The 15,357-nt window shown below is 63.0% G+C and carries 11 protein-coding genes; 7 read left to right on the top strand and 4 right to left on the bottom strand.

The window, feature by feature from the left end; all coding sequences use genetic code 11:
* Positions 1-58 precede the first annotated feature (58 nt).
* The 5 genes from ACX0MV_RS04260 to ACX0MV_RS04240 all read left to right on the top strand — a co-directional run bounded on the left by ACX0MV_RS04260 (position 59) and on the right by ACX0MV_RS04240 (position 8,587).
* A complete protein-coding gene (locus tag ACX0MV_RS04260) occupies positions 59-4,285 on the top strand; it encodes a sensor domain-containing protein (RefSeq protein ID WP_458981753.1) in 4,227 nt (1,408 codons plus the stop codon).
* Positions 4,286-4,594: 309 nt separating this feature from the next.
* Positions 4,595-5,851: a serine hydroxymethyltransferase gene (gene glyA, locus ACX0MV_RS04255; protein ID WP_458981243.1), complete on the top strand. Its 1,257-nt coding sequence runs from the start codon at positions 4,595-4,597 to the stop codon at positions 5,849-5,851.
* A gap of 209 nt (positions 5,852-6,060) precedes the next feature.
* The gene (locus ACX0MV_RS04250; RefSeq protein ID WP_458981242.1) at positions 6,061-7,419 is read left to right on the top strand and encodes a cache domain-containing protein; all 1,359 of its coding nucleotides are present in this window, start codon (positions 6,061-6,063) and stop codon (positions 7,417-7,419) included.
* Between the two features lie 36 nt (positions 7,420-7,455).
* The gene (locus tag ACX0MV_RS04245) at positions 7,456-8,088 is read left to right on the top strand and encodes a response regulator (RefSeq protein ID WP_458981241.1); all 633 of its coding nucleotides are present in this window, start codon (positions 7,456-7,458) and stop codon (positions 8,086-8,088) included.
* A gap of 130 nt (positions 8,089-8,218) precedes the next feature.
* Complete coding sequence (locus ACX0MV_RS04240) at positions 8,219-8,587, top strand: PilZ domain-containing protein (protein ID WP_458981240.1); 369 nt, start codon at positions 8,219-8,221, stop codon at positions 8,585-8,587.
* A gap of 110 nt (positions 8,588-8,697) precedes the next feature.
* Here ACX0MV_RS04240 and radA read toward each other — a convergent pair whose 3' ends face one another.
* Positions 8,698-10,062 carry a DNA repair protein RadA gene (radA, locus tag ACX0MV_RS04235; protein ID WP_458981239.1) on the bottom strand — a complete coding sequence of 455 codons (1,365 nt, stop codon included), beginning with the start codon at positions 10,060-10,062 and terminating at the stop codon, positions 8,698-8,700.
* 188 nt (positions 10,063-10,250) lie between these two features.
* Between radA and ACX0MV_RS04230 the strand changes: the two genes are divergently transcribed.
* Both ACX0MV_RS04230 and mscL read left to right on the top strand, forming a co-directional pair.
* On the top strand, positions 10,251-11,003 hold the full coding sequence (locus ACX0MV_RS04230) for an EAL domain-containing protein (RefSeq protein ID WP_458981238.1): 753 nt from the start codon (positions 10,251-10,253) through the stop codon (positions 11,001-11,003).
* Between the two features lie 60 nt (positions 11,004-11,063).
* Positions 11,064-11,501: a large-conductance mechanosensitive channel protein MscL gene (mscL, locus tag ACX0MV_RS04225; protein WP_458981237.1), complete on the top strand. Its 438-nt coding sequence runs from the start codon at positions 11,064-11,066 to the stop codon at positions 11,499-11,501.
* Between the two features lie 46 nt (positions 11,502-11,547).
* Here mscL and ACX0MV_RS04220 read toward each other — a convergent pair whose 3' ends face one another.
* The 3 genes from ACX0MV_RS04220 to ACX0MV_RS04210 form a co-directional block, all read right to left on the bottom strand.
* Positions 11,548-13,113 (bottom strand): TerC family protein, encoded by a 1,566-nt coding sequence (locus ACX0MV_RS04220; protein WP_458981236.1) that lies wholly within the window; start codon positions 13,111-13,113, stop codon positions 11,548-11,550.
* A 304-nt stretch (positions 13,114-13,417) separates the two neighbouring features.
* The gene (locus ACX0MV_RS04215; protein ID WP_458981235.1) at positions 13,418-14,191 is read right to left on the bottom strand and encodes a ferredoxin--NADP reductase; all 774 of its coding nucleotides are present in this window, start codon (positions 14,189-14,191) and stop codon (positions 13,418-13,420) included.
* Between the two features lie 83 nt (positions 14,192-14,274).
* The gene (locus ACX0MV_RS04210; RefSeq protein WP_458981234.1) at positions 14,275-15,270 is read right to left on the bottom strand and encodes a DctP family TRAP transporter solute-binding subunit; all 996 of its coding nucleotides are present in this window, start codon (positions 15,268-15,270) and stop codon (positions 14,275-14,277) included.
* Positions 15,271-15,357: the final 87 nt, after the last annotated feature.

Below are 15,357 nucleotides of genomic sequence, written 5' to 3'. Positions count from 1 at the left end.
CTCGGTCTGCCGGCGCGCCGATTATCGGCTCCATTTCCTAGGATTCAAGCCCTTGTCAATGCTGCCCTCCCCGCCCCGGCCTAGCGCTGGCAAATCACCCAAGCAGCCGTTGCATGACCTGGCCAAGGCCGGGCTGGTGATGTTGGTGGTGGGGATGCTAATGCTGCTGCTCTGGCAACTGCATCTGGAGGCCCGTCAGCTGGAGGACAACCAGCGCAAGCTCAGCCATGAGTTCAGTGCGCAGTTGGCCAACCACCTGCGCTTGAGCATGGACTTGAAAGGCCGTGTCGGCCTCGCCACGTTGCGGCAGACCACCGAACGCGAAGGCACCGCGGTGACCACCGCGCACGTGCAACGACTGCGCGAGCTCTTCCCGACGCTGAGCAGCCTGGCCTTGCTCGATCCGCATGGCGAAACGCTCGAGGACAGCGACCCCGCAGCGACGGACCAAGCCCTGTTGGCGACCTTGCTCGGTCATAGCCATGGCCAGCCCTATTACTACGGTTTCAACGCCGACGCCGGCGGGCGCATCTACTTGCTGCTGCGCCAGGCACGCGACGAGGGACCCAGCGCCTATTGGGTGCTGCGCCTGGGTACCGATGCATTGCGCAACTGGCTGCACGAGCATCACCAGAGCCCCCACCAGTGGTTGCTGGAGGACCGCCTGTCTCAGCGCGTCATCGCTCAGCAGGCGCAGCTGCCGGCAACCGACTTTGCCCCGATCAACGCGTTGCAGCTCAAACAGAGCATGCTGCGGATCCCCTTGGCGGGCAGCGACTGGCAGGTCCGCGCGCTGTTCGATTCGGCGCAGGTGCGCGCTATGCTGCTGCCGAAGCTGGCCGGCAAGTTCCTGCTGTTCGTCTTCTGCAGCCTTCTGACGCTGTTCGCGCTCTACTGCCTGCTGCGCGAACAGCGCGAGCTGCACGCCTTCAATGCGGCGTCACGGCGTTCGCTGCGCACAGCAGCCCACGCGCTCGGGGCCATCGAAGAGCGCGTGCTGGTCACCGACAGTCAGGGCCGACTGAGCTACCTCAATCCCCAGGCGGAAACCCTGTTTCGGCTCAGCAGCGACGAGGCGCGGGGCAAGAACCTGCTTGAGTTGCTGCCGCGCCTTGAACCGCACTTGCTGACAGCTGGCACGCTCGACAGCGAGCTGGGCGTCGACCTGGTGGAAATCGACCAGGACGGCAGTACCCGGCTGTTCGACATCCACCGCAGCGACCTTGGCGACGCGTCCAGTGTCAGCGGTTTCGTCTGGGTACTACGCGACGTCACCGAAGAGCAGCATGCCACCCAGGTGCTGCAGGAAACCCGGCGCCGTTATCAGGACATATTCGAAGGCACCGGCACCGCGCTGTGCGTGCTTGATCTGGCTGACCTGCACCGTCACCTGCACACACTGCAGCTACCGGACAGCGCCGCGCTTGAACACTGGCTGCGGGAGTCGCCGGCGCACTACGAACAGTTGATCAACCGGGTGCGCATCGCCGAAACCAACCAGGTGGCGCTGCGCCTGCTGAATGTCGAAAGCAGCGCCGAGGTGCTGGGCAATCTGCTGCGCCACAGCACCCCGCGTCCGGGCGGTTTCCGCAGCCAGTTGCTCTGCGCCCTGCTCGACGGTAGCCGCCACCTGGAGATGGAAAGCAAGGTCATCACCGCGCTCGGCCACGAGCGACACCTGTGGCTGGTGATGCGCCTGCCGGACAATCCGCATGACCTGCACGCGGTGACCCTCAGCATCAACGACATCACCAGCCGCAAGCGCATCGAGCTGTCGCTGATCGAACGCGAGCGCTTCTGGTCCGACGTGGTTCGCGCGGTGCCCGACACCCTGTACGTGCACGATATTCCCAACAAGCGGGTTATGTTCAGCAACAACCGGCTCGGCCCCGACCTTGGCTATAACGCGGAAGAGATGCGCGCCCTGGGCGACAAGCTGTGGGAAAAGCTGCTGCACCCGGACGACTGGGAGCAGTACCAGCGCATGCGCAACCTGCAACAGGTGGTGGGCAAGGGCCAGCAGCTGCACTGCCAATTACGCTGGCGGCACCGCGACGGCAGTTGGCACTGGTTCGATATTCGCGAGCAGGCGCTCTCCTACGACGCCGCAGGCCGGGTCAACCGTTTGATCGGCGTGGCCAAGGACATCAACGAGCAGATTCTCAGCAGCGAGTCGCTGCGCGAGAGCGAACAGCGCTATCGCTTGCTGGCGGAAAGCATCAGCGACGTGATCTTCACCACCGACAGCCTTCTGCAGCTCAACTACGTCAGTCCGTCCGTCGACCTGGTGCTCGGTTACGCCTCCGACTGGGTGCTCAGCCACGGCTTCTACAGCCTGGCGACCAACCCGCGTCAGCTGAGCCACCTCTATGCCTTCCTCAACCGTATTCGCGAGGCCCTGAGCAACCCGCAGCGGATGAGCGAGCTGCGCGAGCAGGACCAGGCACAGCTGTTCCTGTTCGACGCGCTGCGCGCCGACGGCCGCAAGATTCCGGTGGAGCTGCGCCTGGTGCCGATGTGGGGCGAGCATGAGCGTTTCAAGGGGCTGCTCGGAATCGGCCGCGACATCAGCCTGCAGCGCCGCGCGGAAAAAGACCTGCGCATGGCCGCCACGGTGTTCGAGCACTCCACCGCAGCCATTCTGGTCACCGACCCGGCAGGCTATATCGTGCAGGTCAACGAAGCGTTCTGCCGGGTCAGCGGCTACAGCTCGGCCGAAGTGCTCGACCAGTTGCCCAGCATGCTGACGGCGGATCGGCAGCAGACCAGCCACCTGAACTACATCTTCAAGCAGCTCAACCTGCGCGGTAGCTGGGAGGGCGAGGTGTGGCTCAAACGCAAGACCCACGAAAGCTTTCCGGCCTGGGTCGGCATCACCGCGGTCAAGGATGAGGAAGGCGACCTGGTCAGCTACGTCTGCTTCTTCAGCGACATCAGCGAGCGCAAGGCCAGCGAGCAGCGCATCCACCGCCTGGCCTACTACGACGCCCTGACCCAGCTGCCCAATCGCACGCTGTTCCAGGATCGTCTGCACACCGCCCTGCAGCAGGGCGAGCGGCACAAGACCTGGGTAGTGTTGATGTTCCTCGACCTCGATCGTTTCAAGCCGATCAACGACTCCCTCGGCCACGCCGCCGGTGACCGCATGCTCAAGGAGGTTGCCACTCGCCTGACCGCCTGCGTCGACGTCGACGACACGGTGGCGCGCATGGGCGGCGACGAATTCACCCTGCTGCTGCAAGCCCACGCCCAGCGCGACGTCGCGCTGAACCGGGCGATTCATGTTGGCGAGCAGATTCTCGCCAGCCTGTCCGAGCCGTTTATCCTCGAAGGCCGCGAGTTCTTCGTCACCGCCAGTATCGGCATCGCCCTCAGCCCGCAGGATGGCAACGAACTCAGCCAGTTGATGAAGAACGCCGACACGGCGATGTACCACGCCAAGGAACGCGGCAAGAACAACTTCCAGTTCTACCAGGCCGACATGAACTCCAGCGCCCTCGAGCGCCTGGAGTTGGAAAGCGATCTGCGCCATGCCCTGGAACAGAATCAGCTGGTGCTGCATTACCAGCCGCAGTTCTCCGGCGACGGCAAGCGCCTGACCGGTGCCGAAGCGCTGCTGCGCTGGCAGCATCCGAGCCGCGGCCTGGTGCCGCCGAACGACTTCATTCCGGTGCTCGAAGAGCTGGGCCTGGTGGTACAGGTCGGCGACTGGGTATTGCGCGAGGCCTGCCGACAAATGCAGGCATGGCAGGCGTGCGGTATTCGCGTGCCGAAAATCTCGGTCAACCTCTCGGCCCGGCAATTCACCGAGGGCGACCTCGACCGGCGGATCGCGACCATTCTGCAAGACAGCGGCATGCCGGCCGGCTACCTGGAACTGGAGCTGACCGAAAGCATCCTGATGGACGACGTGGTCAATGCGATGCAGACGCTGACCAGCCTGAAACGCCTCGGCGTGTTCATCGCCATCGACGATTTCGGCACCGGTTACTCGTCGCTCAACTACCTGAAGCAGTTCCCGATCGACGTGCTGAAGATCGACCGCAGTTTCGTCGATGGCCTGCCCCACGGCGAACAGGACGGCAAGATCGCCCGCGCGATCATCGCCATGGCCCACAGCCTGAACCTCAAGGTAATCGCCGAGGGTGTGGAAACCCTGGCCCAACTCGACTTCCTGCGCGGCCACGACTGCGACGAGGTGCAGGGTTTCCTGCTTGGCCGACCGATGCCCGCCAGCCAGTTCACAGCACTGTTCACCGGCTCTGCGCTGTTTATGCTCAGCTAAGCCGGGTCGTAGATGGGCTTGCCGTCGACGCCGCGTGTCTCAAATGTGCATAACCCATCATGCCGGCGTGCCTGCCGACGCTGTGTTGGGTTACGCGACGCATTAAACCGGGGTGCCGCAGGATCAATCCCCTGCCGCTAACCCAACCTAATCTACGCAACGCGATCCAACCTACTTGACGCTTATGTCTTCCAGCATGAACCCCGCTTATCCACTGGATGATCAGGCTTCATATGCCTGTTCGTTCGCTATGGGTTAGAATTCGCCCCCTCTTTCTACCGCCCAGCTGATTTTTCTCAGGGGAATGCCATGTTCAGCCGTGATTTGACTATCGCCCGTTATGACGCCGAATTGTTTGCCGCGATGGAGCAGGAAGCCCAGCGTCAGGAACATCACATCGAGCTGATCGCCTCGGAGAACTACACCAGCCCGGCGGTGATGGAAGCCCAGGGTTCGGTACTGACCAACAAGTACGCCGAAGGCTACCCAGGCAAGCGTTACTACGGCGGTTGCGAATACGTCGACATCGTTGAGCAGCTGGCCATCGACCGCGCCAAGGAGCTGTTCGGCGCCGACTACGCCAACGTCCAGCCGCACTCCGGTTCGCAAGCTAACAGCGCCGTGTATATGGCTCTGCTGGAAGCCGGCGACACCGTACTGGGCATGAGCCTGGCCCACGGCGGCCACCTGACCCACGGCGCCAGCGTCAGCTTCTCCGGCAAGCTGTACAACGCTGTGCAGTACGGCATCGACAACGTCACCGGCCTGATCGACTACGACGAAGTCGAGCGCCTGGCCGTTGAGCACAAGCCGAAGATGATCATCGCCGGCTTCAGCGCCTACTCGCAGGTGCTGGACTTCCCACGCTTCCGCGCCATCGCAGACAAGGTCGGTGCCTACCTGTTTGTCGACATGGCTCACGTAGCCGGTCTGGTTGCGGCTGGCGTGTACCCGAACCCGGTGCCGTTCGCCGACGTGGTTACCACCACCACTCACAAAACCCTGCGCGGCCCGCGCGGCGGCCTGATCCTCGCGCGCGCCAACGAAGCGCTGGAGAAGAAATTCAACTCCGCAGTATTCCCAGGCGGCCAAGGCGGCCCGCTGGAGCACGTGATCGCCGCCAAGGCCGTGTGCTTCAAGGAAGCCCTGCAGCCTGAGTTCAAGGCCTACCAGCAGCAGGTGATCAAGAACGCCCAGGCCATGGCCAGCGTGTTTATCGAAAACGGCTACGACGTGGTGTCCGGCGGTACCGAGAACCACCTGTTCCTGCTCAGCCTGATCAAGCAGGACATCACCGGTAAAGACGCCGACGCTGCCCTGGGTCGCGCCTTTATCACCGTGAACAAGAACAGCGTGCCGAACGACCCACGTTCGCCGTTCGTCACCTCCGGCCTGCGCATCGGCACCCCAGCCGTGACCACCCGCGGCTTCAAGGAAGACGAATGCCGCGCACTGGCTGGCTGGATTTGCGAAATCCTCGCCAACCTGGGTGACGACGCCGTTGAAGCACGCATCCGCGAGCAGGTCAAAGCGGTCTGCGCCAAGTTCCCGGTGTACGGCAAGTAAGCGACCCGCGTCAGCAAGAGCCCGGCCTATGCCGGGCTTTTTCGTTTTAGCGGCCGCGAGCTCGACCAGGCTGCGCAACTGCGGGGCCGACTCACCTCCGCAGCCGGCCCGCTTCGGCAAAGGTTGCATACCGTGCAGATGCGGGTTACAGAAGTACGTTGCGCCATCGCAGGTCACCCGCGCCTGCTGACCTTATCCAGAGCCTCGCCATGCAACTTAAATCCAAGATTGCGGCACTCAGTATCCTGCCGCTGCTGTTCGCCGTAGCGGTCGTCTGCATGCTGGTGATCTTCCAGAACCAGCGCCTGGGCGAACAGCAGGCCCGGTTGATCGAGAGCAGCATCCTCGCCAGCAAGCGGGCCGAGCTGAAGAACTACGTGGGCATGGCGCTCAGCCTGGTCACGCCGCTGTATGACAACGGCCGCGACGACGCCGAAACCAAACGCAGGGTCCTGGCGATTCTGGCCCGCATCAACTTTGGCGCCGACGGCTATTTTTTCGTCTACGACCGGCAAGGCCGCAACATGATGCACCCGCGACAGGGCGAGCTGGTCGGCAAGGACCTCTGGGACATGACCGACCCGCGCGGCCTGCCGGTGATCCAGGCGCTGCTGGCCAGCGCGCAGACGGGCAGCGGTTTCCAGCATTACGCCTGGCAAAAACCCTCCACCGGCGAGGTCACCGACAAGCTCGCCTATGTGGTCATGCTCGAGCGCTGGGGCTGGATGCTCGGCACCGGCATCTACCTGGAAGATGTCGACCAGGCCATCGCCCAGGTGCGCGACGAAGTCGCCGGCGGCATCTACGCGACCATGTTGGCCATTGCCAGCGTGGCGCTGGTGGCGGTGCTGCTGGTATTCGCCGGCGGGCTGGCGCTGAACGTCAGCGAGCACCGCCTGGCGGATCGCAAGCTGCAATTGCTGACGCAGCGCATCGTCAGCCTGCAGGAAGAAGAGCGCTCGCGGGTCTCGCGCGAACTGCATGACGGCATCAGCCAACTGCTGGTTTCGATCAAGTTCCAGTTCGAACTGTCTGGCCTTGAGTTGAGCGCAGGCAACAGCCAGGCCCTGGAGACGCTGCATAAGGGCACCGAGCGGCTGGCCGGCGCCATCGGCGAAGTGCGGCGAATTTCTCACGACCTGCACCCTTCGCTGCTCGATACCCTCGGCCTGCCCGCCGCGGTCGGCCAGCTGGTCGCCGAATTCGAGCAGCGCAGCGGCCTGCGCATCGAGTACCAGAACGAACTCGGTGATACGCCGCTCAGCGATGGCATGGCCGTGGCACTGTTCCGTATCCTCCAGGAAGCGCTGACCAACATCGAACGTCACGCCCAGGCAAGCTCGGTCGCCATCAGCCTTGACGGCAGGGCGCAGCAGGTGCGTTTGCGGGTGCGCGACGACGGTATCGGCTTCAGCCCCCGGCAGCTCGACACCGTCAACGGCGGGATCGGCTTGCGTAACATCCGCGAACGCGTCGAACATTTCGGTGGCCGCTTCGCCCTCACCTCGCAGCCCGGCCGCACCGAGCTGATGGTGACGCTGCCGGCACCGGCCGCTACCCTCGGCTGAGCAACAATAACAACAACGACAACAAGAGCACGCACCATGACTGCTGCCAGCATCCGCATCGCCCTGATCGACGACCACGCCCTGGTGCGCGAAGGCATTCGTGCATTGCTCGCGGTGCTGCCGCATTTCGAGGTGGTCGGCGAAGCCGGCAGCGGCGCCGAGGCCTTCGAGCTGATGCAGCGCACGCAAGCCGACATCCTGCTGATGGATGTCGGCTTGCGCGATATCAATGGCCTGGAGCTGACCCGCCAGTTGCGCGAACGCTACCCGGCGATCAAGGTGCTGATCCTGAGCATGTACGACAATCAGGAATACGTCAGCACCTCGCTGGAGGTCGGCGCCTCCGGCTATGTGCTGAAGGAAGCGCCCTCCCGCGAAATCGTCGCGGCGATCGAGGCGATTGCCGCCGGCGGCAGTTATTACAGCGGTGACATCGCGCGCAAACTGGTCAAGCGAAATCCCCAGGAAGACGAACTCACCCCGCGCGAGCGGCAGGTGCTGCTGATGCTCGCCCAGGGCCTGAACAACAAGGCCATGGCGCGGGCGTTGCAGATCAGCGTACGGACCGTCGAGACGCACCGCCTGAGCATCAGGCGTAAGCTGGATATCGATAAACCGGCGGACCTGATGAAGCAGGCCCTGGAACATGGCTGGGTGCCGGACAAGTAACGCCTGGCGCTGCAACTTATCGCGGCCTTGACCACTCCCATACCCGCCGTCGCCTGATGGTTTCGGCTAAAGGCAAGCCAGTTGAAGGAGCCTTGGCTATAGTGGTTAAAACCGCCCAGGAGTGTGTGGCATGAGCGAAACAGAAAACGAGCGTAGGCGCTTTCAGCGCATCGCTTTCGACGCCCCGACCGAAATCGTCCAGGGTACCCGGCGCTGGACCGTTGAACTGCACGACGTGTCGCTCAAGGGGCTGCTTATCAAACGGCCGCCGCAATGGAGCGCAGACCCCGACCATCCCTTCGAAGCCAGCATCGCGCTCGACGACGACACCTGCGTGAAAATGGAAGTGGTGCTGACCCGCACCCAGGACGACTTGCTCGGCTTCGTCTGCCGACATATCGACCTCGACTCGATCAGCCACCTGCGCCGCCTGGTGGAGCTCAACCTCGGCGACGAAAGCCTGCTGGAACGCGAACTGGCGGCGCTCGGCGAAGAGTAATAACGAAAGCACCGGTTGCCATAGGGTGCGCCATGCGCACCAACAGCCCTCGATAGCGCGCTCGATCAGGTGCGCGCGGCACACCCTACGGGCATGCCGGCGCCTTTTAGCTATTCAAACAATGCATCCAGCGCCTGTTCCAGACGGGTCACGGCGACTACCTGCAAGCCCGGCGGCGGATCTTTCGGTGCGTTGCCCTTGGGTACGATGGCGCGTTTGAAGCCGTGCTTTGCCGCCTCTTTCAGACGTTCCTGCCCGCTCGGCACCGGGCGGATCTCACCAGACAGACCCACTTCGCCAAACACCAGCAGATCGTGCGGCAATGGCTTGTTGCGCAGGCTGGAAATCACCGCGGCCATCAGCGCCAGGTCGGATGCAGTTTCCAGCACCTTGACCCCGCCCACCACGTTGAGAAATACGTCCTGATCATAGGTCGGGATGCCGCCATGCCGATGCAATACGGCCAGCAGCATGGCCAGACGGTTCTGATCCAATCCCAAGGTAACGCGGCGCGGGTTGGCCATATGGCTGGTATCCACCAGCGCCTGCACTTCCACCAGCATCGGCCGGGTGCCTTCCCAGGTGGCCATCACCACGCTGCCGGGGACTTCTTCCTGAGCACGGGTGAGAAAGATCGCCGAAGGATTGGTGACCTCTTTCAGGCCCTTGTCGGTCATGCCAAACACGCCCAGCTCGTTGATCGCGCCAAAGCGGTTCTTCACCGCGCGCAGCAGGCGCAGACGACCGTCGGATTCGCCTTCGAAATACAGCACGGTGTCGACCATATGCTCGAGCACCCGCGGCCCGGCCAAAGCGCCTTCCTTGGTCACGTGGCCAACCAGAAAGATCGCCGTGCCGCTCTGCTTGGCGAAACGCACCAACAGCGCCGCACTTTCGCGTACCTGGGCGACCCCGCCGGGAGCCGATTGCAGCTGTTCGGTAAAGATGGTCTGGATCGAGTCGATGACCATGACCTTGGGCTTTTCCACCCGGGCGGTGGCGATGATGCTTTCGATGCAGGTCTCGGTCATCACCTTCAGCTTGTCTTCCGGCAGACCCAGGCGACGGGCGCGCATGGCCACCTGCTGCTGGGATTCTTCGCCGGTGACATAGAGCGCGGGAAAGCGCGTGGCGATATTGCACAGGGTCTGCAGCAGGATGGTCGATTTACCAATGCCCGGATCGCCACCGATCAGCACCACCGAGCCGTCCACCAGGCCGCCGCCAAGCACCCGATCCAGCTCGCCTGACGCAGTGGAGAAACGCGGCACTTCCTCGACACTGACCTCGGCCAGGGTTTTGATTTGCACCTGATCGCCAGCCCAGCCGGCGCGGCCGCTGGGAGTCGCCGCATTGGCTTCGAGAACGGTCTCGACCAGGGTATTCCAGGCACCGCATTCGCCGCACTGGCCAGCCCATTTGGGAAAGGTAGCGCCGCACTCGGTGCAGCCATACATGCGCTTGGCCTTGGCCATCAGCGGGACTCCGTCAATCGAAAGCGGCCATCATAGCCTTTCCGGCCAATTTCTCGGGAACTGGCCCCGGCTAAGTGCACTCGCACTGTTGCAGTGCTGGTTTTTTTCAACGCGCCGGCGCAGCCTGGCTGCGAGCCCAATCTGCTATTTTTACCCGCATGCATGAGCGGCTTAGATGAGATCACGTTATGAATAAAACCCCCAGCTGTTCTTCCTGCCGCGACGGCAAAGCGCTGGATTTCGACATCAGCATGGCGTTCCAGCCCATTGTCGATGTCGCCGGTCGCCAGTTATTCGCTTATGAAGCGCTGGTGCGCGGGCCCGCTCGCGAGTCCGCGGGCAGCCTGCTGAGCAAATTGAACGCAGATAACCTCTACGCCTTCGACCAGAGCTGTCGGATCAAGGCCATCGAGTGGGCCGCAAAACTGCAGATACCCGCCATGGTCTCCATCAACTTCATGCCAAACGCGGTGTATCAACCCGAGACGTGCATCCGCGCGACTCTGGACGCCGCGCAGCGCTACAACTTTCCGCTGAATAGAATTATTTTCGAGGTGACCGAGCAGGAACAGGTGCTCGATATCGATCACCTGACCGGCATCCTGCGCGCCTACCGCAAACAGGGCTTCATGACCGCCATCGACGACTTCGGCGCAGGTTACGCGGGCCTCAACCTGCTGGCGGATTTCCAGCCGGACCTGATCAAGCTGGACATGGGCCTGATTCGCAACATCGACCAGGACCACGTCCGCCAGGTGCTGGTCGAAGCGACGCTGGATATCTGCCGCAAGCTGAACATCCGGGTGATTGCCGAAGGCATCGAGAGCGCCGCCGAGTTGCACGCGCTGCAAGCCATGGGCGTCGAATTGTTCCAGGGCTACCTGCTGGCCAAGCCCGGTTTCCAGACACTGCCGACGGTCAACTACCCGCCGGAGCGCTAGCTGGCAAGCGGCACGCGCTCGATTATACTGCAGCGCACCACCATTTCTCAGGAAGCACGCATGGGCATCATCAGCGAATTCAAAGCGTTTGCCGTCAAGGGCAATGTGGTCGACATGGCCGTGGGCATCATCATAGGCGCGGCCTTCGGCAAAATCGTCTCGTCCTTCGTTGGCGACGTCATCATGCCGCCGGTCGGCCTGTTGATCGGCGGCGTCGACTTCACCGATCTGGCCATCACGCTCAAGGCCGCCGAAGGCGACCTGCCGGCGGTCATGCTCAGTTATGGCAAGTTCATCCAGACCGTTCTCGACTTCGTCATCGTCGCCTTCGCGATCTTCATGGGCGTCAAAGCGATCAATCGACTCAAGCGTGAAGAAGCCGTAGCGCCGAGCCTGCCGCCGACACCTAGCCCGGAGCAGACCCTGCTGACCGAGATCCGCGACCTGCTCAAGGCGCAAAATGGCCAACCCGGCCAAGGCCCGCAGGATCAGCCATAACGGTGTCGTGCAGGCATAAAAATGGCGCCCCTGGGGGCGCCATTTTTTATGGGCTGCGCTGATCGCCGAGCGGCTTGAGCAGCAGACGAGCCACCCGGCGATCCTTGACCTCGATCACCGTCAGTTGCCAATCCGCGTACTCGACCTGATCGCCGATCAGCGGCAGCCGGTCAAGCAGGCTCATCACCAAACCGGCAAGGGTCTGATAGTCGTCAGTCGCGCGCGCACGGAAGTCCAGACGCTCGCGGATCACTGCAAGGTTGACCGCTCCGCTGATGCGGTAACCGCCTGCCACCGCTTCGATATCCGGGCCTTCGATTTCGCTGGCATCGGGCAACTCGCCGGCGATGGCTTCGAGGATGTCGGTCAGGGTCAGCAGCCCTTCGAAGCCACCGAACTCGTTGACCACGAACGCCACATGGGTCGAGGCCTGGCGCATCTGCTCCATGGCGCTGAGCACCGACGAACTGTCCGGCAGGTTGAGCGGCGCCCGCACCATGCTCTCGATATCCGGCAACTCGCCGCGCAGCAGCTCCTTGAACAGCTCCTTCTTGTGGATGTAACCCAGCGGCTCATCCGCGTTGGCATCGCGCGAGACCAGCAGGCGCGAATGCGGCGACTCGAGCAATGCCTGGTGGATTTTCTCCAGCGGGTCGTCGAGGCTGACCCGGTCCACTTCCATGCGCGGGGTCATGACGCTCTGGATCGACTGCTCGGCCAGGCTCAGCACGCCGCTGATCATCACCCGCTCGCGGCGGTCGAACAGCACCGCCTCGCCTTCACCGCCCTCGAGCATGTCGGCGATTTCCTCGCCCACTTCATCAGCCTGGAACTTGCCGCCAAGCATGCGCATCACCGCGTGAGCGGTGCGCTCGCGCATGCCGCGCTCGCCTTGCAGACTGTGCTTGCGGCGCTTGCGTGCCAACTGATTGAACACCTCGATCAGAATCGAGAAGCCGATGGCCGCGTACAGGTAGCCCTTGGGGATATGGAAACCCAGGCCCTCGGCGGTCAGGCTGAAGCCGATCATCATCAAGAAGCCCAGGCACAGCATGATCACCGTCGGCCGCGCGTTGACGAATGCGGTCAGCGGCTTGCTCGCGACTATCATCAGGCCCATGGAAATGACCACCGCGATCATCATCACCTGCAGGTGTTCGACCATGCCCACCGCAGTGATCACCGCGTCCAGAGAGAACACCGCATCAAGCACGATAATCTGCGCCACGATGGGCCAGAAACGCGCGTAGGTCTTGCTGCCGGCGACCTTGTGCACATGGCCTTCGAGCCGCTCGTGCAACTCCATAGTGGCCTTGAACAGCAGGAACACACCGCCAAACAGCATGATCAGGTCACGCCCGGAGAAGGCCTGGCCGAATGCCTCGAACAGCGGCTCGGTCAGGGTGACCAGCCAGGCCATGCTCGCCAGCAGGCCCAGGCGCATGATCATCGCCAGGCTCAAGCCGATCAGCCGGGCGCGGTCGCGCTGCTCGGGTGGTAGCTTGTCAGCGAGGATGGCGATAAACACCAGGTTGTCGATGCCCAGGACGATTTCCAGGACGATCAATGTGAGCAGGCCCAACCAGGCCGTGGGATCAGCGATCCATTCCATGTGCGTACAGTTCTCTCGGCTAGAAAATGGTGACAACGGAACAGCGCGCCTCTACGTGAGACACGTGCGGTGCTGTTCGGTTTAGGGCGAATCGCGCAGCGAGGGGCTGCAGAGGGGGCGGACGCAGGACTGCGTCGCCAGAGTTGGAAGCCGCTCCCGGCCAATTGGGCGGGGGCGGCTTGCGCCTGTCACTGTTCATACAATCCTGAAAACGAAAAAACGGGACGTGATAGTAGAGACTTTGTTGGCCGCAGCTAAGCGGCAAAACGTAACCGGATTTTCCACTTGCACTGCCCGGCGCGCGTTACCAGTAGTTTTCCACCGCCACCTGCCCCGGCCGGCGGCTCAGGCTGAGCTGCAGGTCGCGCTCTTTCAACAGGCCGCGGGTGTCGTCGATCATCTGCGGATTACCGCAGATCATCACCCGCGAATGCAGCGGGTCGAGGGCAAGGCCGGCCGCCTGCTCCAGTTCGCCGCTGCGCAGCAGGGTGGTGATGCGGCCGTGCAAGCAACCCGGCACCTGGGCGCGGGTCACCACGGGCAGGTAGGTCAGCTTGCTGGCGTATTCGGCGAGATGCTCCTGCTCAGCCAGACCATGAATCAGCGGCTGATACGCCAGCTCGGCATCGGTGCGGGCGCTGTAGACCAGCACGATCCGCTCGAAGCGCTGCCAGGCCTCGAAATCGCCAAGGATCGACAGAAACGGTGCCAGTCCGGTACCGCTCGCCAGCAGCCAGAGATCGCGGCCGCCGACGAAGCGATCAAGGGTGAGAAAACCAAACGCCTGCTTGCCCACCAGCAACTCGTCGCCCACGCTCAGGCCGCTCAGCTGCGAAGTGAATTCGCCCCCCGGCACCACGATAGAGAAGAACTCGAGAAACTCATCGTGGGGCGCCGACACCATGGAATAGGCGCGCCACACCGTGCTGCCGTCGGCCTTCTGCACACCGAGGCGGGCGAACTGGCCGGCGCGAAAGCGCAACGCCGGGTCCCGCGAACAACGCAGGCTGAACAGGCTGGGCGACCAGACGTTTATGTCGCTCAGGGTCTGCCGGGTGAATGGATCGTCAGCGGTCATGCGGCAGTGGGCTCGTGGCGAGGGTCTGAGCCCAGTGTCGCGTATCCCGCAGCCGATAGACACCCAAGGCCGGCGGGATGTGACTAGCGGCGGTTAACCGTTTGCGCGGCGCGCAGCATGTCCGCGTCTATGGCCTGCTCGTAGCTTTTCCACAGCGGCTGCATGGCGTCGCGCCAGGCTGCCTGCTCTTGCGCGGTCAGGCTGATCAGGCGGGTCTTGCCAGCTACGCGCAGCTGCTCGCGGGCCTGCTGGTTGAGGATTTCGGCATCCTTGTTCACCGCGAAGGTGACCTCTTCGATGATCGCCTCCAGCTCGGAACGGGTCTTGTACGGCATGCTGCCCCAGAACGTCGAGTTGCTCACCAGCATGTAGTTGAGCGAGCCGTGGTTGGTCTCGGTGACGAACGGCTGCAGGCTGTCGAGTTTCTGGCTGGCAATGTTCGACCAGGGGTTTTCCGCGCCCTGCACCGCACCGCTCTGCAGCGCCGCGAAGGTTTCGCCGAACGGCATGGCGACCGCCTTGGCACCAAGCGCCTCGAACTGCGCTTGCAGCACCGTCGAGGGCTGAATGCGGAAGGCCAGATCCTTGGCGTCGCCCGGCAGATGCAGCTCGCGGGTCGCCGAGAGCTGCTTCATGCCGTTGTTCCAGAACGCCAGGCCATAGATGTTCTGCGCGCTCATCGAACGCAGCAATTCACGGCTCTTGTCGCGTTTCTGGAAGCGTTTGACCGCCTCCAGGTCGTCGAACAGGAACGGCAGGTCGAACAGCTGCAGCTGCTTGGTGTAGGGCTCGAACTTCGACAGCGACGGCGCCAGCAGCTGCACCTTGTTGCTGCGCAGTGCCTCCAGCTCGTCGGCGTCGCCGAACAGCGAGGCGTTCGGGTAGACCTCTACCGTCACCTCGCCCGCCAGGCGCTCCTCTACCAGCTTCTTGAACAGCAGCGCGCCCTTGCCCTTGGGCGTGTCTTCGGCGACCACATGGGAAAACTTGATGACGATGGGCGCCTTGCCCTCGGCCATGGCGGAGCTTGCGGCGGCCAGCAGCGTAGCGGTGATCAGGGACGAAAAAAGCTTGAGCATGCACATACCTTTTTGCAAATAGAGCGCAGTGAAGCTTGCGGCGCAGGCCTCACAGGGAGAGTTGGGCGATGGACGATGCAGGACGAC

The organism is Pseudomonas cistanchae, assembly GCF_054483635.1.
This window is presented reverse-complemented; position numbering and strand designations above follow the sequence as displayed.